Genomic DNA, 25,878 nt, shown 5'->3' on the forward strand with positions numbered 1-25,878 from the left:
GGGTCAGTTCACTCTTTTCGTGCAGTTCCCACATCTCTTCGGCGTAGTGAGATTCCGCTAGCTCCGGAGCATACTGCGCGTAGTATTGCGTGATGTTTCGAACGTCACGCGTGATCTTTCACGGCTTGTTCGGCCGACATTGTGATTTCGTTCAGCCGCGGTGCCACGTCGCCGTCCCCATCGGTGACCAGCTCCATCAATAGCACGCCATCGAAGAAACCGTATGCCTTTGGGACTCGGACACCCGCGTCGGCGAGTTTATACAACGCGTCCACTTCGGCCCGTTGCCAAACGACTTCCTGTTGATCTCGGCCAAATTTAGAGCGCCTGTTGATCGCCCTTTGTCGGCGGCTGTTCCGGATTTTCCGGCCTTCCTGGTACTGCACCGCGTTTTTGAAACTGCGCTGGGCCACATCCTTGTACACCTTGGCACAGCGAATCTCGTCGCCGCAACGTACAAGGAAGACCTGGGCCTCTTTGCCGCTCATCAGTGAGCCTAAGACTTTGTCGACGAGCCCGTCTTCGATAAGTGGTTTGATACGCTTGGGGACTTTCAAGATGCTACCGATTCAGAAGCATGGAAGCTTCCGCAGGAAAAGAATGGGTGAATGACCAGGAGACAGCGTCCCTGAAGCAACAGAGCGTCCCGGGCGTAACGTAGCACGACGTAGAAAATGCCGTAAAGAGGCTCTCGATAGGCCCCGTCTCGGCTGCGCAAGGGGCAATCGAGGGTGGCCGAATCCTCCTAGCCTGTATATATATATATTGCGTTGGACTTGCCGTGATGGGCCCACCAGAATGAACCCAGCGATCCATGCTTCCCTCAACAAATCCAGGAATGAAAACGGATGGGACAACTTAATGACGTGGGCGAGGCCGACGGTTGGCGGTGTTGGTTGTGTGACGAACCGGTCGACCGCGAGATGTCGCCCAACGATCCTCGCGGAGCCAGTGTGGACACTCGTATCACCAAGGCCCGCGCGAAGAAAAGAAAACAAGACAAGGGAAACGTGCCGCCAGAGCGTTTGGCGCACAAAAGCTGCAACACGGGCAAGGGCGCGAATGATCCCGTGGTGCCCTGGGCCGATCACCTGATTGTCGTTGACCCGGCACCGATCATCGCGGCTACCGAGCGACTCGAGCGAAAGGGCGGCCGCGAAGCCATGGCTCGTTGCCCCACGCGTGAAGACGCCGACGCCGTTGCCGCCTGGCTCATCGATCGACTCTCGCGTCTCTCTCCCAAGTTGGATGTGCACTCCGAAATCGCGACCACCGGAGGGCAATACCTAGTCAGCTTGCACACGTAGCAGAGCCACCCGCCGAATGCGAAGTGAATTCCCCCCCTTATTTCCGCAATAGCCGAGAGGGACAAAACGGGTACAGGCGATTTTTATTGCCTGCGACATCGTCTATCGATCGAGTTTATCTTGTCAGCACAATCCAATTGTTTCTAGGCAGTCCCAGGCCGCCCTACCAACCACTCTCGGGGTCAACATGACCGTGAACGATTCTGATCGATTTTTCCAGCGACGTCACAGGCTGAGTGACGCGCGTATGCGGATGGGCGGCACAACCGAGAACATCGCATGACGCAGTAATACAGAAGACCGTAATGCAGAAGACCATCTCATAGGCATCTTTTGGGAACGCCAACACAAGCCGGGTGTTGCTCGATGAAGTATCACTGCTAACCTGCACCATGAGCGTCATCAGACTGCGTGTTCCAATTGCGTAAGCGACAAGCGTCGGGAGGAAAAGTTGACAAACCGAGAACTAGATCAGAAAGCGGCAATCATGATTGTCATCGAACACTTTGGTGACATTCTGCCAGGTACAAAGTGTTCCGCAGTGTTCTTTGACACGCAAAAAATCCGCCGGGAGAAGGAGTTCTACACAAAATTGTTCAGCGAGAACGGTGTGCATGATCTGGAAATCCTTCGAGCGATGGTGGCGGCGAATGTGCCTGACGATCCTTATTGGTTGGTCTCCTTAAAACCCGCCGATGGTGCGTTTGGGCAAGAACCTCGCTTACACAGAGTGGACGACCGAACCAGGAAGATCCTAGCGGACCCAGCCTAGCTGAGCGCGTCCGGGCAACCAACCGGTAACCAACCGGGGCCATAACCAACCGGGGCCACCCATGCACTTGAACCCAAAACACTAATGGAACGGACACCAAAGCCGAGCCCAAAAAACCGTGCCTCCATTGTTTTGTTCGGTTGTCACTTTTGCATCATTTCGCAATGAAGAATGAAGAGGGAAGAGGGAAGGGGCCACATATAGAGGGTTGCCCAACCTTGGGTATGACGATGACTCGCGAACCCGCGTCGGACGATAAATCCGACGAGGTTTCCGATTTCCCATTAGTGCATCGGTCTTACGTACCTCTGCAGTTTTGCGGCCTTCAGTTTCGCGTTCGGTCGATGCAACCAAATGTACGAAGAAATCTCTGGTCGTGCGGTCGGTGTTGTGCACCGCAACGCGTTGCTCGATTCACGTCCTAACGGGGCCGCTTCCGGACGGTTACACAAACGCAAACCCTCGTCACAATAGCCGCCGATGGCTTGTATGCTTGGTGATGAATCTTGCTTCGCTTCAATCGCTCCAATTCGCGTTCGTTGATTGAACATCGCTGACGGAAACCGCGGGTAGTAGTCGAACTGCAGCAAACGCGATTTCTTGTCCTCCCAACATCCGCGGGATGGAGGCGAGCACGCCCATTTCAAGTACGCCGTTTTTGTACTTAAAGATCTAATCCGAGCGGCGAAGGACGTAATCGTACTCCGGGCCGGTGCGGAATGCTTTGAGGTACGGTGAGTAAGTACGAACGTGGACGGACTGATTATCCGGCTGGAATTCGAGTAGCAGTAGCCAACCGTCGCCGCCTGAACTCATCCATTGCGCGTTGAACAGCATTGCGTGGAATTTCGCACCATTGTCCCGGGGATCGCTGCAGTGCGCTGTGGCAATTTCCTGCCTGTCAAAAACGGCTTGGCCACGTTCATTGATGATTTGGCAACCGTAGTGGCCGCAGACGAGGAATTCGACGTTGGGATTGGGATCAATCAACTTCGCCTTGATGTCGACGCCGCAATTGATGTTGTCAGCCTCGGATCGAAAACTGCGCAGGTAGTCTTCTTTGTCCGATAACTCGGGTGAAGGCAATCCGTCTTTGCTGGTCAGCCGACTCTTTTCACTGATGTACTCGTGGATCGTCAAAAAGACATGATGGTCGGTATGCTTTTTGATGATCGCGTCGGCCCAAGCGACGACTTTATCGCGCGGTAAGAATTCGAGTGCCATGAACAGCAGCTTTTGACCGTTTTGTTCCATGACGTAATACGCATTCTCAAGATTATCTTCCTCGAACGATGCAACGAAGAACTCTTCATTCAGTGGATTGTCGGCGATTTTGAAATACTCATCGAGATGTGCCGTTCGGTTAATCGGTTTCTCGTCGTGGTTACCCACACAAACCACGTAGGGAACGACGCCGTCGATGTTTCGGTACGAGCCGCGAATCTTTTCCCATTCTTTCGGTTCGTTTTTCGATGTCATGTCGCCGACATGCACCGCGACTTGGATGTTGCGTGTTTTCTTATTCGTCGCCATCCACTGAAACATCTGATCAAGAATCTGAACGTTTTCCTCGCGGCCCTTTCGCAGGGTCGTGTACGTTTGCGTGTCAGGAATGATGACGGCGGTCCACGCTCCGTCTTTAAGCGGCGGTAATGGTTTATTGTGCAGTACAAAGTCTTTTTCGTCCTGCGCTGCCCCCTCGTTTTTGACGCGCGGGTTAACGGACTGCTGGATGACTTCAAACAGAGTCGCGCCTTGGTATTCTCCCGATTGGCTGGTCAGTTGTTTGGTCGCGTCCCACTGGTCGAACAGTATGGGATAGACAAAAATAAAATCGTGCGTCTTCTCGGCTGGTTGGATCAATTTCGTAAATACGTCGGCCTGCTGGTCGCCGGGTAACTCCATGAAATCGTTCATTTGACCCGGATAGTCGATGTAAAGGTAGTACTGCGTCAGATGCGGATCTCGTTTCATCTTTTCCAGCGTGCTCAACCGAAGTTCCCAGGTTTGGCTATTGATTAGGAAGTCGGCGAACGAAAGGTATCCGTAACCTTCGTTGAAACCGCCGGCCATGTTCACGCCGATCGATTCAAAGCCAATCTTCTTAAGTCGCTTCAAGACTTCAGTCGCCTTTTTGTCTCCGTGCTTCTCCAGAAAGTCCTTCCAGTTGTCCAGATTCACGATCCGAATGGGTCGCGTTAGCGGAAGGCTGAAATAGTTCTCGGCCGTTTCCCAAAAATATTTTTCACGGCCCCATGAAATCCAAGTGAGATTTAGTTTCGGAACGATGACGCATCCCGGCGATCCGGCGTTGATCGACGCATTCAAGAATTCCCCAACGTTCATCGGTTCGTGGCCGCGTCGTACCGGGACCATCGCGTCGATGTTCTGTTTACCAGTGATGTAACGCTCAAGTACCTGTGGCTTCAGCTTGTCGATCATCTCCAAGATGTCTTGTGCCGTGTATTGGTCGGGGAACATCCATTGAGCGAACCCATCTTTTGACTTCAGTGCACTTGCCAAAGGGATAATTCGGACGTTCGTACCCACTGGGATGCCCGCGTTTGTTTTCGGTTTGATCGCCTGGTCGGCTTTCCGTTTTCCTGACTGTTTAATCAGTCCGATGGCTTTGTCGGCAAAGCGGAGGCCCATTTGCTTGTAGCCTCCGGGCGGACAATGGACACCGTTGTTTGCCCCATTCAGGTCGTCGGTGTTGACCCAAGCTGCGCGGGCGTGATTGTCGGCGACATCAACTTGAATCTGCCGAATCGCATCCCAATTGGCCGTGCCGAGTCTCGCGTCGCTCAATCGTCCGATCACCCAGTTGATATCGTCGCGGTCGAAGTCTTCGGATAGTTGCTGGTAAAGTGTTTTTAGATTGCGTTCGTATGCCGTCGTCGTCGCATCTTCCTGATGATCCTTTTCGCCTTGCATCCAGACGAAGGTCATGGTGTCTATTTTCTTACCGGTCGAAGCCTTCTTGGCTGCTGCTAGGAGTTCCGTATAGATTTTGGCACGCGGTACCCAACGCGATATCCCTCGCCCGCCGTAAGCAACCTTCGTCACGATGACTTCGTCGTTAGGAAAAGCCTGCTTGAGTGTCGGAGTGAACGATACACTCAGGTCGAGGTTCTTCATGTTCGACTGGCCAGAACAGAGAAAGAGATGTGTTCTCCTTTCGGATGCCTCTCCCGATGCAGTCGGTGTGGGTGGCGTTGAATCTGCGGATTCATAATCCTTGCCGAGACGACTCTGTTCGACCGAGTCGACCCACTGCCGCAATTGCGACTTCATTTCTTTGACGACTTTCGGATGCTTCTGTGCGATGTCGTTCTTCTCGCCAGGGTCGTTTTCCAGGTCAAACAGTTCAAACTTCTTGTCTGTGAAACTGACGGCACCGCCCGACCGTTTGCCTTTCGATTGTTCTGCCGATACGAGTTTAAAACGTTCGCCAGAGAGTGCCACCGCATCACGAAAGTAGAATGCGATTGGTTCGCCGCGTTCCTGCCCTTCGCCTCTCAAAATTGGCAAGATGTCGACACCGTCGTAGGGCCGATTGGGCAACTCAATGCCAAGCAACTTAGCCAGGGTTGGCAGGTAGTCGAGTGTAGAGCAGGGAGTTTTTACGACGGTCCCGGATTTGATTTGACTTGGCCATTCGATCAAGCCGGGCTCTCGGATTCCGCCTTCATAGAGCGACGCTTTTCGTTCGCGGAATGAGCCGGCCGATCCTTGCAAACGTGCTTCCGCTTTCTTGGTGCGTCCAATTGGTGGTCCTGGGCCGTTGTCGCTGGTGAATGCAAGCAGCGTATCGTCAGCAATACCAAGGTCACGAAGTTCTTGCCGAAGCCGCCCCATCTGCGCGTCGATCGCTGTCGCCAGGCTGTAGTAGTGCTGTTGGTTTTCGGGCAAACCCGAGTACATTTCCTTCATGTACTTCGGGTGTCCCACCACAGGAGTGTGCGGCGGGTTAAACCAGATGACGGCCAGAAAAGGTTGTTCTTTTTTGGTTGATTCGCGAATGAAGGGGATGGCGCGATCCATTACGATTTCGGCGGCGCAGCCTTCGATCGGCTCGTCCAATGGATTGCCGTTGTGAATGTAGCCCGCTCGCAGATCAATAGGCTTGGGCGACGACTGGCCACCGAGCGCACGTCCGATGCCACCCGGATCGGTATAGGGATTGTGAGTTGCGACCGATGATGGACTAGCAAACCACTCGTCGAAGCCCGCCATGCCTGGTGTCATCAGAACATCCTTGTCGCCTTTGTAGTCCGGCGTCAGCATGCCGAGGTGCCACTTGCCAAAGTGCCCTGTCGTGTAGCCTTTCGATTTCACGAGTTCAGCGATGGTCAGCTCTTCGGCTTTCAGGTGACTGACCGCGCCGCGGTGATTACTGATCCCGCATCGAGTGGCAATTCGGCCAGTCAACAGTCCGGCCCGCGACGGCACGCACAACGGTGACCCGACGTAAAAGCGATCGAGTCGCGCACCGGCCTTTGCCATCTGATCCAGATGCGGCGTCTTGATGTGAGGATGTCCGTTGTAGCCAACATCGCCCCAGCCGAGATCGTCCGCCATGCAAAGGACAATATTAGGACGAACTGGTTGATCGTCTGCGCTCGCTGTTCGTGGTCCAATCGCCGCAATGACGAAGAGGAACGAGGTGAGAAGAAATCTAGCTGGAATACGCATATGGAAATCTCTGCAACAAACGTGTCGTATAAATTGAATCTAGTCTCCCGCTGCGCCCAGCGGATTAATCAACGCGATTAACGCGAAGGCCAGCACGGTTAGTCAGTAACAAGCCGACAATTTTCCTGCATTTCTTTCACTCTATCTGGTGCGACTGCGCTGATGTTTCGTTGGGAAATCGGTGAGTTGGATTTGTGGTAATGGTCGTATAGCTCGACACCCAGGATCGGAGACCGGGACGGAAATGTTGCCGGTTCCCCCTGCCACCACTGGGTATATCGATATCCGTTGCGATGCGTTGCGCTGGCGCCGATCGCTTTGGGATGCGTGACGTTGTCCGATGTCGTCCGCTCGGCACGGGTCACAAAGGTGTGTATGTATTCGCGTGCGGAAGACTGTTTGTCTCGGAGAGTGCTCGCAAAACTGATGCCGTCGATCCCAGGCGGAACCGGCACATCGCATAACGTGGCCAGCGTCGGATACAGATCAATCAGTCCGACGATGGCATCCGACTTCGCATTGTGGCCGGATTGGAGACCCGGGACGCGAACAATCAGCGGAACCACGGCGTCTTTTTCGTGCAGCGTAAATTTCGCCCACCGGTCGTATTCACCGAGTTTGTAGCCGTGGTCCGAAGTGAAGACGACGATCGTATTGTCATCGAAGCCGGTCTGCTTCAATGAATCCAGTAGATCTCCCACCAGGAAATCCGCATAGGAAACGCAGGCGGCGTACCCTTGCATCATTTCCTTCTTCTTCGCAGCGGGGAGGCTGTACGCATCGTATTGCTGTTTATCGGCATGCACGCTCAGCAGAGCATTCGGAAAGCTCAGTGAATAGTGGGTGAGAATGTCGCCCGGCGGCTTGATATCGGTGATCTGCATCGCTTCGCGTTGATGCAGATTGAAGAAGCGTTTTGGAGCCGCATACGGCGAGTGCGGCTTCTTCAATCCGACGCACATGAAGAATGGTTTGCTGGCTGACTTCTTTGCACGCTGCTGCAGCCATTGCTTTGCGTTTTTGACCAACGCGCCGTCCTTGTGCTCGTACACGCCGAACTCACTGGCCGAAGTAATTCGCGTCCTCTTATCTTTTGTCTTGGGATCTTTGACATTCACCCCATCCTTGCCCTTGCTCGGCAGAACGACGGAGAAATCTAGCTTCGCGCTTTCTGTTTCAGGCAGGACGGTGTCGTGATACAGTTTTCCGCCTCCGACGGTGACGTATCCATGTTCACGAAAGTGGGCGGGCATGGTTTTGATGCCAAGCCTTTCGGCCTTCTTTTGGACGTTGCTGCTTTTGCCGCCCTGGTTGCAAGTGATCTCGCTGTTGCTGGGATACGTGCTAAGAAACAACGAAGCACACGACGGTCCGCAAAGCGGATATTGGCAGTACGCGCGATCGAACAGCATGGACTCCTTTGTCAGTCGATTCAAATTTGGCGTTTCGACGAAATCGTAGCCGTACACACCAACCTGTTTCATCAAGTCGTCGGCGATGATCACCAGCACGTTCGGGCGTTCGTTTGAATGCACTGCTGGCGCGGTTTGGTTGTCCACAGCAGAAGCCGCCGTGACACCGGTGACTTGACAAAGCAGCGCGCAGATTAATATTCGTTGCATCGATCGTTCTTGGTTGGCTCGTTGAGATGGCAAACCAGTTCGCTCACTTGCGGAGTACCTTTCCCCAGGTTGCTTTGAATTCATCCAGAGTCACATGGCCGTCTTGATCTTTGTCTGACCAGGTGAATCGTCTTTCCGCGCCTGCCTTCTGTTCTCCGTAGGCATTGGCGATGAATTCCTTCAGCGTCAGACGCTCATCCTTGTCTTTGTCTCGCTTCTGAAAAATGGCCTCTGTTTGGATGCTTTTCTTATCGTCCGGAGCACCGCGAGTGCCGTCGGAATCAGTGCTACCTACGATTCGAAACGGCACATGATGCACCGTCCCTTTCCCGCGGCCATCAAGCACTTGGCAGTACAACCGGTAATCGCCCGGAGCAGGCGGAACTTCGACCTTGGTCTGCGACGTTCCTTTGACTGGTCCCCACACCAATTTGCCTTTGTCGTTGCCGCGGGCACGAAAGATCAAGTAGCGATACGTCAGCAGGTCATTATCGGGGTCGTTAGCCGTGACAACCACCTTCAATTTCTCGTGCTCGGAGACTTCGATTCCCTGATCCGTCCCACCGAGCGTCAATCGCTCAATGACGGGGGCACGATTTGATGGTTCCTTCCCGGTCCAAAACCGGTGCATCTCGTCCGCCATCGGCGTCACCAAGGGAGAATCTTTTTCACGCAGCAGCTCTCTTGGATCTTCTGGCAGTAGGAGACTGAACCAGGTGCCCATTCCTCGTTTGTGTTCGCCCCAGACAAAGACGACTCCGCCTGTGTTATTCTTGCCAACCTTGATCATGGGATTCGCTTCCCGAAGTTGCTGGACCTTTGCGAAAGGTGTTAGTTCCAAAGCGTGGTCGGTGGCACCCTTCTTGGCAGCCCAGGGTCCACGGTGCGAATACTCGGAAAAGTAATACGGTTTCTTCCAGTGCTTTTCTAGGTTGTTGATCGCCGTTTGCATGGCTCCTTTGCTGTAGGCGTTGACTCCAATCATGTCGACTTCGGGAGCGTGCTGTTTGATCAGGTCGATCGACTTCTTCGGCGCATTGATGATGACGATGCAAGTCAAGCGATGCGGGTTGCGACGATGGATTCTCTTCGCCATCTCGTTGACCGTGGTTAGATACTGTTCTTCTAGATGAACCTCATTGCCCAGTCCCCACATCAACAGCGCTGAGTGGTCGTCGTAGGCATCGAGATGAGAATCGAGTTTCTTGAGCATCTCTTCACGGCGCTTCCGATAGTCGAAGTCGTAAGCCGTTTTGCCTTCGATGCCGTTTCTTCCCTGGTGCGGCATCCAGATTCCAAGAATCAGCTTTTGATTCAGCTTGTCCGCGTCCTCCAACCATTGGCCGGTGTCGTCGCTGATACGCCACGTGCGAATCGTGTTGGCCCCGTACTTGGCTGCTAATTCCATAAAATCGGTGCCTCCGGCGCCCTTGATATGGAACGAACTGAAAACGTCATAACGGCCTTGGAACGCGTCGCCTTCTTTCGCGAACGAATTTTGCCCCGGCCCATACATCATTGTCAGCAGCACGAGCAACATTGAGATTCGAGTGATCATCGTTGTCCTGTCTTCCGTCATTGGAATTGTCTTGAAAGTGTCATTGGCGGGAGGGCCGGTCTGTTTGATTGCGATTCCGCTTGGAAGATTTGCTGTCAAGCTTCGGGTCGATCTCGCCGGTTTTGAACCGTTGGGTGTGGTATTGATAACGCATGATTTTGTATCGCTCGCCTTCCTTCCACAGCGGTTCCATCTTGTCCTGCTCCCAGGCTTCCAGCAGACCCTTCATCTGACTGACTCTGTCCGGCTGTTGGGCGGAAAGATCATTCCGCTCGGCGATATCGTCCTTCAGGTTGTACAGCGCGAAGCCATAGTCATCGACTCGAATGAGTTTCCAATGCCCGTCGCGCATCGCGGCACATTCCAGCTTGCGAAAATAGAGCCTCTCGTGCGGTGTGTTTGTGTTTTCCCCGGTCACATACGGGATCAGATCCACACCATCGACAGGACGTGGCTGATCCAGTGAACCACCCGCCGCAGCCAGACTTGTGGGATAGATATCTAGCGACGACACCATCTGATCGTAAACCTTGCCGGCAGGAACATGGTTCTTCCAGTACAGAAGGAACGGCACGCGATGACCGCCCTCGAACTTGAATCCCTTCTTCCCGCCCAGTGGATAGTTGGAAAACGTGGGACCGATGCCGCCGTTGTCGCTCAGAAACCAAATGATCGTGTTGTCGATCAATCGGTGCTGATGGAGTGAGTCAAGCACTTTGCCGATGTTGCGGTCCATTCCGTAGATCAGGCCGAGATAGTTGTCGTCCGTGCCGAGTGCTTGCAAATCTTCAGGCTTGGATTGCAGCGGCCCATGCGGCGCGGTGAACGAGAGGTAAACAAAGAATGGTTTGTCTTTGCATTCTTCGATGAACTTCACCGTTTGGTCGCCGAGACGATCCGTCAGATGCCCATCGAATTTCACCTGCGTCCCGTTGTGCTCGGTTGCCTTATCGCTGCCGGGCTTGTCGGTTTTCTGTTCGTCGTACCAGTACGTTCGCGAGCCTTCACGCAATCCCCAGAACACATCAAAGCCACGCCTTGTCGGGTAGTGCTTCTCTTCACTGCCCAGGTGCCACTTTCCGAAGATGGCTGTGCGGTAGCCGAGTGACTGCAATGCTTGCCCCATCGTGCGTTCCGCGGTATCCATTCCATCGGGTCGGCGCGGCGAGTTGCCTTCGTGGCCGAAGCGTTGCTGATAGCGGCCTGTCATCAGTCCCGCCCGACTTGGACTGCAAACGGAAGCGCTGACATGGCCGTCGGAAAAACGCGTTCCCATGGATGCCAGGCGATCAAGATGCGGCGTCTTGATACGGTCGGAGCCCTGGAATCCCAGGTCTGCGTAGCCAAGATCATCGGCCAGAATGAGGATCACGTTTGGCTTCCGTTCGGAAGCGCAGACCGGCATGACGCTGACTGCTATCAGAAAAGCCATGTTGGTGATAAACAGTTTCGGATTCAAAGGGCTAATTCGATTCATTCTGTTCCTTATCGAAAGTTAAGCCTGTCCACCACTGGTCGTAATGCTTCGACATCTTTTCAACGACATCAGGTTTCAGTGCGGCAAGATTCCAGTCTTCATGCGGATCGCTGGACAAATCAAAGAGGCTCCACTGCCCGGGTTCGGTGTACTTGTAGTGTTCGCGGGCGCCGTAGTAACCCGGTCGAGAGGGATCGTTGATGTATTCATAATGCAACTTGCAGATGATGGCCCGTTCGGTCTTTCCGCATTCCGGATCAAGGCACGGGTATTGGCGCAGAAGGTGATAACTGCCGTAGCGGATTCCACAAAACGCATGCTTGTGGCTTTGCGCGCGGCCACTCGGCCAGCGACCGGAATGATGCACCACCATGCGGTCCTTGCCGGGCCAGTCTTTGTTGTCGTGTTGGAAGAGCGGAGTCAAATCGAACCCATCGAGTTGTTGCCGATGTTTGGGGTCCAGCGGAACATCAGCGACCGCAGCCAGCGTCGGAAGTATGTCATGATGGGCCGTTAACTGATTCCGCTCGCCAGGCTGGAGCGTGCCAGGCCAGCGCCAGAACGAGTAGGCGCGAGAACCACCGTAGTAGGCATTCACCTTTGCGCCACGCATTCCCGAATTCCAGGTGTCGACACCAAACGTGCCTCCATTGTCATTCATGGCGATCAATAGCGTGTCTTCTTCGATGCCCAGTTTCCTGAGCTTATCGAGCAACCGACCAACGTTTTCATCGACCTTGGCAACCATTCCGTGAAATTCGGGTTTGGCTGCCTTTCCCCGGTACGGCTGCGTGTATTCATCGGGAACCTTCAATGGTGAATGCGGAGTGAACGTCGACAGGTAACAAAAGAAGGGCGCATCTTTATTCTCTTCGATGTACTTCATTGCCTCGTCGAAAAGAACATCCGTGCGATATCCCTTGTGGCGTTCCTCAACGCCGTTGTGAACCATTACCGGATCGTAGTGTTGACGCTGGTCATCGTTCAGATCGTTGAGTGCAACATCAAAACCACGCTTATGAGGCACGTGCTCGCCTTCAAAACCAAGATGCCACTTGCCAAACATCGCGGTTCTGTAGCCCGCTTTTTTCAGCACTTGCGGGAGTAGGGTTGCATTCAAGCTCAATTGATGACGCGGGTAAGTCGTATGCGTGACACCAACCTTGAATTCATGCATCCCGCTCAATAGCGCTGCTCTCGTTGGGGAGCACGTGGGGCTCACCATGCAGTCGTTAAACCGAAGGCTCTCTTCGTGCAAGCGGTCAAAGTTGGGTGTCTTGAGAACGGGATTTCCGTGGGCCGCAATGTCGCCATGCCCCATATCATCCACCAGCAACAGGACAATGTTCGGTTGTATCGCGTTGAGTGGAGCAACAACAAAGGCCACTGCCAGAAGTGCAAATACTCGCATTAGGTAATCACTCATCGATCAATTCCAAGGCTTCGCCCGCGACTGACATGTTCGGCGTGCAGTCGAGTGAGTTCGGTGACGACATCAAGATGCTTAAGCCAGAGGTTCTTCTTTTGGCCAGGGTCCGTCGACAAATCAAACAGCTGTCCCTGCGGGCCGCCTTCATCCGATTCAACGGCATTCTTATTATACGGCCCGCCGCCTTCCATGAATGGCATTAACACCCATGAGTCTTTGCGAATGACCGGCTTGCCGAAGAACGTACTCAGTACGGCATAGGGTCGAATACCGGATGCAGCCTTGTCGCCGAGTAGGTACGGCAGAATATTAAAGCTGTCCTGGGCCGTGTCTTTCGGGAGTGGCTTCCCGATGATCTCCGCGCACGTGGCCATGAAATCTTCCAGCGTGATCAGTTCGTCACACTGAGAGTTCACCGGTACATGCCCCGGCCAGCGAGCGATAAACGGAACGCGGTGCCCGCCTTCGTAGCCGTCTCCTTTGAGTCCACGCCAATTGCCGTTGGCTTGGTGGTCGAACTTCTTCATCACGGATCCCGGGCCGTTTCCGTTTCCTTCGGCAGCGCGGCCATGCGAACCGTTATCGCTGCTGAATACAATCAGCGTGTTTTCACTGAGGTCGTGTTCGTTGAGCTTTTGAACGATCTGGCCGACGGTATCGTCAATCTGATAGACAAAGTCGCCGTAGTCCGATGCGTCCGATTTTCCGTGATACTGTTTGGCGGGAACGATTGGCGTGTGAACGGCGGTCAATGCGTAATAAATGAAGAACGGCTGTCCCTTCCGTTCTTTCACCGACGCATCGATGTAGTCCAACGCGCGCTGGGTCGTGCGAGGCATCACGTCAATGGGACGATGCGACTTCGCCATCGGTCGTCCCTTCTTGGGGCCTTTTACGGTTGGGATCTCCGTCACCAGCCGGTTCTCCATCAATGACAACGGCGATCCAACGGCCGTGCCATTCATGCCGAAGAAATGGTCGAACCCGTGGTCGTTTGGACCTCCCCTGGTCGGACGCTTGTAGTCGGTTTTGAAGCTGGCGCCGGTCGCTTTGCCCTTTTGGTCAAACCAAGTTTGGCCAAGATGCCACTTGCCGAAGCAGGCAGTGTGATAACCGTTTGCCTGCAGATATTCAGCCACCGTCAGTTGTTCTTCATCGATCAGGCATCGATTGAGAATGCCTTCAATCCAGTTGGGGCGACGAAGGAAGTGTCGTCCCGTCAGGAATCCGTACCGCGTCGGGCTACACACGGCTGCACCGGAATGGGCGTCGGTGAACCTCATGCCACCATTCGCCAGCCGGTCGAGGTTAGGCGTCGGCACCTTCGAATTCGCGTTGTAGCAGTGAAGGTCGCCGTACCCTAGATCGTCAGCGAGCACAAACACGATGTTGGGTCGCGACGATTCTGCACCGGATGCGTTCGCAACCACCGTGATTGCGATAATAATTGCGAGGAAGCATGTTGTTTTCATGCTCAAACTCCACTCTCTTCACTATGTTCGCTGGCAGCGCCGGCCCGAGGACGGGAGCGGCCATCTTTCAGGAAAGCCCTCGCCTGTCGCTTCAGCTTCTTTTCGATCTGTGCGAACTCGGGGCTGCCCAGCAGATTACGGGATTCGCCGAGGTCTTTCCGCAGGTTATACAACCCCGTGAACTTCAACGGCTTGGTCGTCTCCCAGACGATTTTGAAATCTCCGTCGCGAATCATCAGATGAGTCGGACGCAATGCCTGTGCCGCATAGATGCCTTTCGGGCGCGGCTTGGCGGTGTCCGGGTGCAGGAATGTGTCCAGCATGTTGAAGCTGTCGACTGCCTCGTCGTCGGCTAGTTCTTCGCCGGCAACCGCCGCCAGTGTGGCGAACATGTCCAGCAGACTAATCTGCGCTGACGAAGTCACGCCCGCTGGAATTCGCCCTGACCAGGAAACGATAAACGGCTCACGGTGCCCGCCCTCTTCGATCTTCCCTTTGCTGCCCGACAGACGTCCATTTGCTGGCAGGTTCGCCTTTTCGTTCGCACCGTTGTCGCTGCTGAAGATGAACATCGTATTGGCAAGCATCTTCTCGCTCGGATTTCGCGGGTCGTCAGTCTCGCCAAGCCACTTCAATAGCAGACGAACGGCCACGTCGTTCTCGTAGATCATTTCCGATCGATCGAGCCTGAGCGAATCGCGATTTGACAACAAAGCACGACCGTCCGCGGTCTTGCAGGCTCCCTTGACCGTGACGCCATCCAAGTCGGCTGCCGGAAGCAGCTTGTTATGATTCGCGTGCGATGGGTAGTAGAGGAAGAACGGTTGGTCCGCGTGATCTGCTCCGGCCGCGTGTTCGTTCATGTATCCACGTGCTGCGTTGAGCCACAACTGCTGGCTGATGAATTCGATGGGACCGCCCGGGTTTCCGTAACCGGGAGCATTTTTGGAATCGTTGGGTACCAGCGACTTCGTGTTCGCGTCGTACTTTTGATAGACGCGGTCGATGTGATAGGCAGGACTCTTGGTGATGTTGTGCTGTGTCCCGGTGTAATGATCAAAGCCAAAGTCGAGCGCACAGAGCTTGATGGGTGAACTCGCGTGGAAATCCTGTCCCTTTTCAAAGAAGACATGCCATTTCCCAACGCCATAGGTTCGATAACCCGAGCGTTTCAACATCGCGGGAAGTGCCGTACCGAATTGTTCCGCTGTACGAACCGTTCGACCGCCTCGCAACAGACTAATCCGAGTGGGATTGCAGAACGCAGCCGGTGAGTGACCGTCGGTGAATCGCAACCCACTGGCCGCCAGTCGCTCCATCGTCGGCGTGTGAACCTGAGACGCGTTCGAGTTTTGCGTGAAATCCTGATATGCTGAAGTGTCGCCTTGTCCCATGTCGTCGGCTAAGAACAGGATGATGTTGGGTCGTGAATCGGCACCGTTTGCGGTGCTGACGCACGCGAGAAGTGCCATTGCAAGAATCGTCGTTCTCATTGAATCTCTCGTTTAAATACTTCACAATCGACGCCACTGCAGGCGACTGGCTGGAGCTGTTTTCAGGTTCGCTCTATAGGTAATAGCACTTAACTGACGAATTTTACGGCTGTGTAGAAAAAGATAGTTTCACCGGTCACGAATATGCCGCGGTCGATTGCCAGCAGCGGAGGATGTGCGACGCGAAACGAAAAAGCCTTGTCGTCCGAGCAAGGGGCCACTTTACGAACTCAGTGACTCAAAACGCTTATGAAATCTACAGCCACCTTGACCCTGGTCGGGAGATTGCTGCTCGCCGGAGTCTGCCGTTTCGAAGACAAGCCCATTCATAGCCACAAAATAGGGAAGGACTACCTGTTCAAGATCAGGAAGGATCTGAGCGAGAAAAACAACCTTGCATTAAAGAAGCGGGAGAAGACGGAGGAAATGAAAACGCAACGGTTTCGTAGTCTGCAGCGGATCGACGCCAAGATGCCCGCGCCGAAATAGACCGAGAACACTCGGGTTCGGAGTGTCTTTTGTGTTCAGCGTGATGAGTTTTCAAGTCGTTACCGCAAGATCTTTGCCGTGTCGTGTTTGAATTTGTTGATCGATCGTTGCAGTTTTTCATGCAACGCGGTCTGTTCGGCGGCAACGGTTGGGGTAAGACGTATTTCGTTTTCCTTATTTAAGGGCAATTGCCTTTTACGGAGACTTGCTGGCACCACAAATACGACCGACTCAATGTGCCTGCATGAGGCGGTAGTGTTTGGTGATTTCCTCGGCAGAGAGAGCCTTCGGATACACGGCCAACTCGTCGACCATCCCTTTGAAATACATTTGGCCGTCATAGGAACCGGGGGTCTTTGATCGTAGAAACGCTCCGATGGCAATCATCGCATCAAGCGGCTCGGCCTTGAGCGGCGGTGCCGGTGAGGTTTCAACCGCACTGCCGTTCAAGTAGATCTCAACCTGATTGTCACTCCGCACCGCAACCACATGATGCCACGAGCCCGGTGTGTATCGCTGCGATGAAAAGACATTCACCGACTCCTGCTCACCGTACGGCCACAAATGGTTGATGAAACGAATGGATTCGTCCGGGTAAACTCGACGATGCTGCATTGGTAACAGCGAAAGGCGGTACAGTTTTTCACGCGACCTGGAGTCGGGTTGACGATGGTTGATATCGATAAGCGTTGTCCGCTGTGTGAAGGACGGGTTCATCCACAGTTCCAGCGTGAACTCGTCACTTAACACTGACGCCACTGGTCTGTCGATCATCACGTAACCGTGGTTTCGACGACCGCGTGGAAAATACACGCCGCCGTCTTGCAGTTTTGCCCCACCATGAAGAACCGCATCAGCATCGCCTGCTATGTCAGTAATCGTCCCGCCGTTTTCTGCCTCGAATCGCCAGTAATGCGCGGGCTCGGCGTTTTGGACACTCCCGACGTACTCGGCCGGAACGCTAAGCGGTTCCAAAGGAGCTTCGGCAAGACGCGGCAGTGCAACCGGAGCCGCCTCGTCGACAATCTGACCGTTAGAGGCATCGATCCGAACCGCATCCGATGTCAACAGTTCGCGACTCTTCCATGCGCGCCCGTCCTCGTCCAGCAACGCGACTTCGACTTCTCCGTCATAGACTTCCACCCAGCTCTCGCCGTCCGCCACGGCCATCGCGAACTCCGTCCCAAGATCAACCACGGCTGCATCGGGACCAAGGATCGTGAACCCGTGAGCGATCTCCGTCACTTGCGCCGCGACCTGGCCCCGCACCAGCGATACCTGCATGTCTGAATCAATCGATAATTGACCCGGACCGTGAACCAGCAGTCGCGTCCCATGATTGAATCGCAGCTCCATTGAACCTGACTCAAGGCGAACGGCTCCGCGGGAAACGCTCGCTCCGCGTGCCAGTGCGGACTCTTCGCTCCAGGCCGAACCATTCAGTTCTTCGACGCGGGCGATCACTGTCGAAGGCACGGAGACGGTCCCGCCGGAATCCGAAAAGAACGTGGCGGCGGCAAGGCCAATGGCGAACACGACACTGGCCGCAACAACCCAGCCTACCCACGAAGGCATTGAATGCCGACTATCGCTTTGTACGGTGGACGCGACCTCAGACTTCTCCGCATCAAACGATGCCAGCAGCGTCGATTGCTGAAGCATCGCCTGCATCTGACATTGTTCCAGGTAGATGCGTCGGGCATCGTCTGACCCTGACACCAACATGTTTAGCCGCTGCTTGCCGTCGTCATCAAACTCATCACTGCACATCAATGCCAGGATATTTTCAAGCTCTCTTCTGGTCGTTTCATCCGGCGACATCGGCCACCTCGCTTTCATCCGAGACGCACTTGATCAGTGTCCTGCGGATTCGGAACAGCGTCTGCCCGACAGCGTTGGCAGTTCGCTTCAGCACTGCGCCAATTTCATTCATCGATTCACCATTCACATAAAAGCGACGGACGACGTCCCGGTTGCGCTCCGAGAGCCGTTGCATGCAGCCTTCCAGGCGTGCCACCCGTTGTTCGTAGACGTCATCGATTGCCATTGCGTCGCGGCTAAGCTTTTCCAACGCGGCATCGTCAAACACCAGCCGATCACGAATCTGCCGTTGCCGAAAGGCCATCACCTGAAAGTGAGCCACACGAAACGACCATGCCTTGAAGCTGGAGCCCGGTGTAAAATCGTCTGACTTTTTCCAAAGCACCAGATTGATTTCCTGTAGTACCTCGTTGGCTTGGTCCACATTGCCAAGCATCGACAGAACGAAGCCGAACAACCGCCCCTGGTATTCCGTGATCAATTCGAGGAATTCATCGCTGTGATTCATCTGTTTCCTGGTTTTAAACGCTTACGCAGTGTCCTGCAGAAGCTTGGCTCTCGGTCCTACGGAAGCATTCTGCGGTTAACGCAACGAAGGTACCGTCACATGTAAATAACGCGAAATATCGCCATTTTACGCCAATGCACGAGCAAACATAAGTTTTTCGCCGCCGGACGGGTTTGAGCGTCTTTACTTGAAGCGATTCAGTACCTGAATGACCGCCTAAATGACTACCACATGGCGTGCAGATTCCGCTCGCGTTTTGACCGGTCCGGAGTCAAGAATTGAGTGGTATTCGCAAGCCCGTTGCATGCGACCGTACTTTGGACGCATTGGTTTGTTTTGGGGCACACGCATAGAACGGGTCGCGAAACAGTCGACGTGACTTGTTGATTTCGTCGGCACCTAGCTCCGAAAGAAATCCAAGATGATGAAAACGGATTTAGCTGCTGCACGAGTCATCTGGATGGATGAGGCAATCGCCACAACAACTCCCGGAATCCGTGCTCGCCCTCCTCGTCACAATCAGGCAATAGAAGTACTCGATTGTCGCCCGCTTGCCTAGCAAAACGTATTAGCTTTTCGATTGGATGATCGGTCGCCTTGTTGCTACCGAGTCCCACCGCAGCCACACCAAGCGTCTCCATTCGTAAAACTTCATTTTGGCCCTCGCAGACAACGACCCCATAGGTGCCAAGCGATTCCTCTACGTATGGCTCTTTCAACCGATCCACGTGATCATCCACAGGAATTTTGAGGAGATCACGAGCGTAACCTATGAATCGTTTGAAGAGCAATCGATTGAGTGGGGGCAGCGACTTCGTTCGATGAAAACTGGTGAAGCCATCTTGCAAAGACCGGGAACGCTCGATGTTGAATACGTGAAAGTGAATTTCATGAAACTCCCTGAGACTGCTGAATCAGATGATGCCGTTACGCGGCTACTACAGAGAAATTTTGAAAGCGATTTCCTCATTTCTACCGAACAAGCTCGCAAGGAACATGAGCAATGTCTTGACGGTCTGACGCTGCGCTAACCCCTTGGGGCAAGGGCTGTGCTGACCGTCACGACCAGATTGCATTTTGACCGATCGGTCCGGCCGCGGCGCCCCTGCACCCTAATCGGAATCGCCGACCATCGAGGTCGTCCATCCCGAGCCGTCCCCTACTCCGGCATGCTGCAAAAGGAGGGCTTTCCAACGAACAGTTTATCGTGCTTTGGCCTTCGTAGTACACAACAACGTCACTGGTCGATGAAACCGGACCATCCAAGCCGACCCGCGTTTGCGCGCGGAGGTGTGTTTGACCGAAGCGGATTTGCGACATACGGATTCCGCCTCGGTCGATGCAACGAATGGAGTTCAGGGACGGCGAACCGATGGCAATAGGGGCTTACTCCATGCCCTTCATAGGCCTGCTATCAGTTGCCCGACAAGAATTGCATCTGGCGTCTTACGACACGGCCAAATCTGCTCTTCTTGACGCGATAGGCCGTTCGTGACGATTAGAGTGGGGCCGAATGCCGAATCACCTTCCCCGCATATTGTTTCCCTTGTTTTTTGAAAACGTCGGAACAGGATTACGTATTCCGCGTCTGACCTACTTAAGAGGTGTGGCACACTTCACCGATACGACGCAAGAATGAAGGGAACTTCCGAAAAGATGGATTCTGAAAAAATCGACGAATTCGCTCGTGCAGTCTTTTATTGCGGGCTTGGGGTTGTAGCGCTCGTTCTGGCGGTTCAGAAATTTCTCTTCTAATCTCCGTGAGTTGAGCGTCGTAACCTGACCCGTGAGGATACAAGCTCGCTGCGCAGGAAAAATGTATTTCATCACGTTTCGACGGCAAGTGAACTTCCATAGCCGTGGCTTGAGGACACATAAGTTCTGTACATCCACGTTCTGACACGTCCGCTTCGGTGCAATGTTCTCGGAATCACTTCCGAAAATTCACGAGAACTGCAGCGCGAGCTACGTATCAGATTTGCGATCCCCGTTCTCCTCATTTACTGATACGAATGATGGCAATGACGATTAAATCCGGATCACTAGAATGTTTTCCGAAATCGTTTCTGCTTGCCATCCATTCGCAAGCCGTCCACGGAAAGAGGGGAAAGCCATCCGAGCGCGGCTCCCTTGCTCGACGCATGAAGATTTGGTGCGCCGATGATGGAGTTGATCAATCGGTCGCGCATTCCAGTGCGAGCAATGATGCCAGGAAACAAGACAACGATCAACGCGAGCCCGCTCAACAACCACCGCACTCTCTTGGAGGTGCGTCTTTGATTGGCGGAACCTTGGGATTGTTTGGGCATTTCTCTCTGGCCGCCTGTCGTTGGGCTCTGCGCAAATAGTCGATCCAGGTGAGGATACGGCCCCGCGTCGTCACCGCGGCATGGTCCGCCGATAGACCGACTGTCGCCACAAATCTCTTGTGAGCGGTAGGGCACCGCTAGAAACCGAATATTACCGAACGAAATCGAGTTACGCAGCTAACAGCGTTTTAGACGCGTTTTAGTGTTTGGCTTGGCAACTCACCAAACAGCTTCATGTAGTCTCTTGAAAAGTAACCAAGGTGGGGGAGGCCACACTGTATAGCCGTGTGGGTGATCGGGTTGCTAACGTGCGCCGAGCTGAGAAGAAGTTGGCGGGCACGATTGAGACGACGAGTGCGAATGTACTCTACCGGTGTGACACCGAGCACCTCGCGGAAAGCGAGCCCCAGCGTTCGACTACTAACACCAGCATTGGTCGCGACGTCGCTCAGGCGGACGACACGTCCGAGATGAGCTTCAATGTAATCACGGGCTTGGCGAACGTATTTGACGCGATTCCGCTCACGTACTTCCCCAGCCCGTCCACACAATCCTTCAGCTATTGTTCGAAGCATCTGGTCTTCGATTTCCAGAATACCGGCTTTGGCAATTCCCGTGCTCTGTAATGCAATGATCGAATCATTCAGTTTCCGAATCACCTGCGGAGAAAACGCAAACGTGCTGCTTGTTGGAATGATCGTCGACAACTCGCTGCGATTGTAATCCCAGAGGGCCGACTCAAGCTGAGCACGTGAAATACTCACCGAACTGATCCAAACATTGCGTGGAGATCTCAGGAAACCATCAACTTCCGGACGCAGGATAATCCCCTCATGTTCTTTCAGTTGGACGCCCTGGAATACGCCCAGACTATTGCTAATCATTGGCAATACGACAGCCAGCATGCCCTGCGGAGGTACGCCTTGGATCGCCACATCCCGGTTGCAGACTTGTTGAGTGATTCTCAACTGACCGCAACCAACCACGGCAAAATCTGCGTCGAACGCTCCACATCCGATTTGCTGGTAATCGACATCCCATCCGATGGCCCGTGACCAGTCGGCGATTTGAGAGCAATCAAGGGCTCTCGCGGTGACGAGATTCTGCGAAGTCATGGACAGATCACGCGTGAAAAGGAGTGCATTGCGCAAATAGGATAGCCAGCGGAAAAGTGCGATCTATCATACCCACAAATCGCCGGGATGTCCTGCCACGCGTGAGGCGATTTTGCCGCGTTTTGGGCCAAAGTACGTCTGACACGCGACGTTTTCTCGTACTGGTTGAAGTCGGAGATGAAAGAGCGAATGAGACTACCTGAATGGATAATCTTGGTCGGCAGCTTGTCTGTCTGCGCAATGACCGGACTTGCTGAGGATACGGTTCCTGCGAATCCCTTCCTCTATCAAAGCAGCAGTCAGCCAATCATCCACTTCAACGCTGCGCAGACAGACGCTGTCTCCGCTCCGATGCCGAAGGGAACGGTGCGGGTCCGACCTTCAGAGGTCCGCTTCCTGCCAGCCAGTTTGGCGATTCCCGGAACCGTTCACAAAGTGTACGACGACGGCTCGGAGGTCCTGCTCGCCTCAACCAACTCGAGTGTCATGAAGCTGCGAGTCGACGGAGGAAGATTCGAGAAAATCGACGAGATCGTATTGCCGGGCTTCGAGGATGACTACGCGTCGCCGGACGTGGTGGAAGCTCTCCTGAAGAAGCTCGACGCCAATTACAAGAACGACGACGTCGTGCTATCGGAACTCGATCGCTACATGAAGAAATACAACCTCGGGGCGGAAAACGCTCCGAATGGCTTGTACACAATGATCGATCGTGACGGTCATCTCTATGCCGGATACGGCACGACGATTTTCAAGATTGGCGATGCAGACCCCGGTCAAACAGCGAATTCCAAACTCAAAGTGTTGGCAAGCCAGGACGTTCGCAAGCTGCTGCCGGAAGATCTCGCGGAAAGTGTCAGCCGATTCCTTGGAATCAACATGACGTACGACGGATTCGTGGTCATTGCCATGCCGGGGCTGATTGCCGCCATGGACCGGGACCTGGACAAACTTTACACCGCACCCATTACCGGTGAGGCAGTCGACAACGGGATTGCAATTGCGCCGGATGGCATCTACGTCGTGACCTCAAAGTTTCTCAGGAAGCTAGTTTGGACCGGCGCCAAACTCTCGATGGAAGAGGAGGACGGCGCATGGAAAGAACCCTATCCTTACAAAGCCGACAAGCCAGGGATGTGGCTCTCACGCGGCAGCGGCGCCACGCCAACCTTGATGGGTTTTGCAGACGACAGCGATAAGCTGGTGTTCATTCCAGACGCAGGAGACCCGGTTCAATTGCTGGCGTTTTGGCGAGACCAAATACCTGCGGATGCCAAACCCGTTGAGGGCTTTTCTTCGAAGCGACTCGCGGCCGCAATTCCAATCAAGTTTCCTGTTGAAACGACGATCGAGTGGTCACCCCATGTCCACGGAAATGGGATCATGGTCTTCGCCTCGGATTTCCCGGATCCCGTCTTCGATGGCGATCGTTCGCTCTTCAAGACCCTGCTGACGATGGGCTATACGCGAAAGGCTCCGATTGGAGCGGACAAGTTTTCCTGGGATGAAAACTCCAACACGCTGCAACGTGACTGGGCCTACATTGACCGGGGAATTACCTGGACACTCAGCCCGGTAAGCACGGCCTCGAATGCCGTTTACCTGAACACGCTGCAGGACGGAGAGTGGCGAATCCTGGGCTTCGATTGGGACTCCGGAGAACAGGTTGCGGACATTGCGCTGCCCGATTCGTACAAGTTCAACTGTGCCGGTGGCTTTATTTATCCGCTACCTGATGGGCGAATCTTTGCCGGTGGAATGTTTGGTCCGACCGTGATTGAACTGGGGAAATCCGGCGGCGGCAACGGGGCGCCTTTCAGTTCAATCGCTCCAATTGATTCCTCGAAGTGGGCCGTCGATCCTTCGAAGCACGGTATGAAACCGGAAGAATTTATCCGATCTGAGTCGCTTCATTTCATGAAGGGCATGGCCAAGCGAGAGGGCATTAATGAGTTCTACCACTTCACCAGCCTCGCTAAGGCCGCCGACAAATGGGTAGTCAGCCCGAATAACGATGTGATTTATTCGATGGCGATCGTTGATACCTCCCAAGGCTTCACACTGACACTTCCCGAAACGGAGGATCGTTTTATCACAGCCCAGATTGTCACTGAGGAACACATGAGCCACCAACTGGTCGGCGGTGGGGTCTACGAGTTCGAGGGGACGGAATTCAACGGAAGCCATGTGGCAATTGGCGTGCGAGTTGGAACCGACGCTACCGCAAAGGATGTCGATTTCATTGTCAAGAAGCTGCAGCCGCAGATGAAGGTCAAGGCTCCATCAGCGAAGCCGGTTCCGGACTACAACGAGGAGACGCTGCTTCAAGTCCGGTCGGTGTTGATGGAAGAATACGACAAGATGAGCGACACCTTCGGACTGATGACGGACGACGTCCACAAGGTGACCGATTGGGAGCGGTTCACCTATGCCACGGCCGGGGCGTGGGGGCTCTCGGCGGACAAATATGCGATGTACCTGCCCTACAGCCTCCCACTCGCTAAAAAAGATCTCGGCTACGTCGCAACCTACACGCAGCCGAAGGTTGGGCAGTTCTGGTCAATCACGGCCTACAACAACGAAAAATACCTGATGTCGGACAAGAACAATATCGTCAACACCGGGAATGCGGTCCTAAACGACGACGGCACCTTCACCGTTCATTTCGGTCCCGAGCGATGGAGGAATGCGAAGGGAGTCAAGAACTTCATCCTGGTGACGGAAGACGATTGGGGCTTCCTGATGCGGGCCTATGAACCGGACGTCGAGGCCTTTCGAGCGTATGAAGCGCCTGAGATCACGCCGATCTTCTCGCAAATCGGCGACGGAGAGATCGGGGTCAAGCCGATCACGAAAGAGAATTACGTCGTCGCGGAAACGGACTGGTATTTTGCCGAACAACAGAAACGTGCTCCGGTCAACACCTTCACGCACAATGGACCGGTCAGTAAGGACTCCCAGGATGTGATCCGTTCGAATCGTGATGTGATGTATTCGCTGGCCGTGGTGGACATCTCGAAAGGAGCTACCTTCACGATTCCCAAACGGGACGCCTTTCAGGCGATCCACATCATGGATGAGAACCATCTGACGCACCGTGTTGTGCGAGCCGGTGAGTCCGTCCGGATCGGTCCCGAAGATGTGACCGGCGGATCCCACGTCTACCTGCTTGCACGAACCAAGATCACCGATGACATGGACGAATCGCTAGCCGCACAGCAGGTGATGAAAATTGAGGCGGGCTCCGCCAAGCCATATCCAAGTAAAGGATTCGATGAGAAGGAACTGGTGGCAGCGAGAAATGCCTTGGTGCAGGAATATGTCGCCGGAGAAGCCAAGATCCTCGAGCATAAGTCATTCGTCCCGACGCTGAAGGACGCCGACCTGGAAAGCTACCTCTACGCGGCCGCAGTGGGTTGGGGAGGCCTGCCCTCCCATACCGCGCAGTACCTGCCTACCATCCCCGGTCAGGGCAAAGTGGAACCACAAAAGATTACCGTTCCCAAGCCAGATCTCGACTGGGATGCAGGCGGTTTCTTTTCGCTGACCACCTATGACGCCGATGGTTGGATTGTGGAAGACAATTTCTACATTGACCACAACCGAATGCAGGACAATGGCGACAGCTACACCATCTACCTGAACAGCCCCGGCAAGGAAAACAGTGTCACCGTGCCCGAGGGTTGGACGGGCGTCTTCCGCTTCTATCTTCCGAAGAACGAACTCGAGTTCATCGACTACATCGATTCTCTCCGCAGTATCAAGACTGAGCCCGTCAAATAGCAGGTCGTGGTGCTCCTGTTCTCAGATA

The 25,878-nt window shown here is 54.2% G+C and carries 19 protein-coding genes; 5 read left to right on the forward strand and 14 right to left on the reverse strand.

Translation table 11 applies throughout. The features are described 5' to 3' along the window. Positions 1-104 precede the first annotated feature (104 nt). On the reverse strand, positions 105-557 hold the full coding sequence (locus CA13_RS26940) for an RIO1 family regulatory kinase/ATPase domain-containing protein (protein ID WP_473087490.1): 453 nt from the start codon (positions 555-557) through the stop codon (positions 105-107). Positions 558-848: 291 nt separating this feature from the next. Between CA13_RS26940 and CA13_RS26945 the strand changes: the two genes are divergently transcribed. After that, on the forward strand, positions 849-1,307 hold the full coding sequence (locus tag CA13_RS26945; RefSeq protein WP_146401983.1) for a hypothetical protein: 459 nt from the start codon (positions 849-851) through the stop codon (positions 1,305-1,307). A 163-nt stretch (positions 1,308-1,470) separates the two neighbouring features. On the opposite strand, the gene CA13_RS26950 is transcribed toward CA13_RS26945, so the two are convergent. Beyond that, a complete protein-coding gene (locus tag CA13_RS26950) occupies positions 1,471-1,710 on the reverse strand; it encodes a hypothetical protein (RefSeq protein WP_146401985.1) in 240 nt (79 codons plus the stop codon). 84 nt (positions 1,711-1,794) lie between these two features. Between CA13_RS26950 and CA13_RS26955 the strand changes: the two genes are divergently transcribed. Continuing rightward, positions 1,795-2,079 (forward strand): hypothetical protein, encoded by a 285-nt coding sequence (locus tag CA13_RS26955; protein ID WP_419195163.1) that lies wholly within the window; start codon positions 1,795-1,797, stop codon positions 2,077-2,079. Positions 2,080-2,751: 672 nt separating this feature from the next. Here the strand turns inward: CA13_RS26955 and CA13_RS26960 are convergent. From CA13_RS26960 to CA13_RS26990, 7 genes are all read right to left on the reverse strand, one after another. After that, positions 2,752-6,774: a sulfatase-like hydrolase/transferase gene (locus tag CA13_RS26960; RefSeq protein WP_146401989.1), complete on the reverse strand. Its 4,023-nt coding sequence runs from the start codon at positions 6,772-6,774 to the stop codon at positions 2,752-2,754. A 98-nt stretch (positions 6,775-6,872) separates the two neighbouring features. After that, complete coding sequence (locus CA13_RS26965) at positions 6,873-8,396, reverse strand: sulfatase (protein WP_419194882.1); 1,524 nt, start codon at positions 8,394-8,396, stop codon at positions 6,873-6,875. Between the two features lie 43 nt (positions 8,397-8,439). Further along, positions 8,440-9,954 (reverse strand): glycoside hydrolase family 2 TIM barrel-domain containing protein, encoded by a 1,515-nt coding sequence (locus CA13_RS26970; RefSeq protein WP_419194883.1) that lies wholly within the window; start codon positions 9,952-9,954, stop codon positions 8,440-8,442. A 40-nt stretch (positions 9,955-9,994) separates the two neighbouring features. Beyond that, positions 9,995-11,431, reverse strand: a complete 1,437-nt coding sequence (locus tag CA13_RS26975) for a sulfatase (protein ID WP_146401995.1) — start codon at positions 11,429-11,431, stop codon at positions 9,995-9,997. Further along, positions 11,418-12,857 (reverse strand): arylsulfatase, encoded by a 1,440-nt coding sequence (locus CA13_RS26980; protein WP_146401997.1) that lies wholly within the window; start codon positions 12,855-12,857, stop codon positions 11,418-11,420. Before CA13_RS26980 ends, CA13_RS26975 begins: the two co-directional genes overlap by 14 nt. Beyond that, entirely contained in the window at positions 12,854-14,332 is a 1,479-nt protein-coding gene (locus CA13_RS26985; protein ID WP_146401999.1) for a sulfatase family protein, read from the reverse strand. Before CA13_RS26985 ends, CA13_RS26980 begins: the two co-directional genes overlap by 4 nt. Positions 14,333-14,334: 2 nt before the next feature. Further along, positions 14,335-15,825 carry a sulfatase-like hydrolase/transferase gene (locus CA13_RS26990; protein WP_146402001.1) on the reverse strand — a complete coding sequence of 497 codons (1,491 nt, stop codon included), beginning with the start codon at positions 15,823-15,825 and terminating at the stop codon, positions 14,335-14,337. Between the two features lie 249 nt (positions 15,826-16,074). On the opposite strand from CA13_RS26990, the gene CA13_RS26995 reads away from it, so the two are divergent. Then, complete coding sequence (locus CA13_RS26995) at positions 16,075-16,314, forward strand: hypothetical protein (RefSeq protein WP_146402003.1); 240 nt, start codon at positions 16,075-16,077, stop codon at positions 16,312-16,314. Between the two features lie 231 nt (positions 16,315-16,545). Here the strand turns inward: CA13_RS26995 and CA13_RS27000 are convergent, their stop codons facing one another. The 3 genes from CA13_RS27000 to CA13_RS27010 all read right to left on the reverse strand — a co-directional run bounded on the left by CA13_RS27000 (position 16,546) and on the right by CA13_RS27010 (position 19,371). Then, on the reverse strand, positions 16,546-18,135 hold the full coding sequence (locus CA13_RS27000; protein ID WP_419194884.1) for a LamG-like jellyroll fold domain-containing protein: 1,590 nt from the start codon (positions 18,133-18,135) through the stop codon (positions 16,546-16,548). Beyond that, complete coding sequence (locus CA13_RS27005) at positions 18,122-18,643, reverse strand: sigma-70 family RNA polymerase sigma factor (protein ID WP_146402007.1); 522 nt, start codon at positions 18,641-18,643, stop codon at positions 18,122-18,124. The genes CA13_RS27000 and CA13_RS27005 overlap by 14 nt, the downstream gene beginning before the upstream one ends. A gap of 452 nt (positions 18,644-19,095) precedes the next feature. Continuing rightward, positions 19,096-19,371 carry a toprim domain-containing protein gene (locus tag CA13_RS27010; RefSeq protein WP_419194885.1) on the reverse strand — a complete coding sequence of 92 codons (276 nt, stop codon included), beginning with the start codon at positions 19,369-19,371 and terminating at the stop codon, positions 19,096-19,098. Positions 19,372-19,464: 93 nt separating this feature from the next. On the opposite strand from CA13_RS27010, the gene CA13_RS27015 reads away from it, so the two are divergent. Continuing rightward, positions 19,465-19,674 carry a class I SAM-dependent methyltransferase gene (locus tag CA13_RS27015; protein ID WP_146402009.1) on the forward strand — a complete coding sequence of 70 codons (210 nt, stop codon included), beginning with the start codon at positions 19,465-19,467 and terminating at the stop codon, positions 19,672-19,674. Positions 19,675-20,685: 1,011 nt separating this feature from the next. Here the strand turns inward: CA13_RS27015 and CA13_RS27020 are convergent. Next, positions 20,686-20,952, reverse strand: coding sequence for a hypothetical protein (locus CA13_RS27020; protein WP_146402011.1), 267 nt, complete (start codon positions 20,950-20,952; stop codon positions 20,686-20,688). Between the two features lie 188 nt (positions 20,953-21,140). After that, the gene (locus CA13_RS27025) at positions 21,141-22,067 is read right to left on the reverse strand and encodes a helix-turn-helix domain-containing protein (protein ID WP_146402013.1); all 927 of its coding nucleotides are present in this window, start codon (positions 22,065-22,067) and stop codon (positions 21,141-21,143) included. Between the two features lie 189 nt (positions 22,068-22,256). Here CA13_RS27025 and CA13_RS35730 point away from each other — a divergent pair, with 189 nt between their 5' ends. Continuing rightward, complete coding sequence (locus CA13_RS35730) at positions 22,257-25,850, forward strand: DUF1254 domain-containing protein (protein ID WP_419194886.1); 3,594 nt, start codon at positions 22,257-22,259, stop codon at positions 25,848-25,850. The last annotated feature ends 28 nt before the right edge of the window (positions 25,851-25,878 follow it).

It is taken from the genome of Novipirellula herctigrandis, from assembly GCA_007859835.1.
Classification (GTDB): Bacteria; Planctomycetota; Planctomycetia; order Pirellulales; family Pirellulaceae; genus Novipirellula_A; species Novipirellula_A herctigrandis.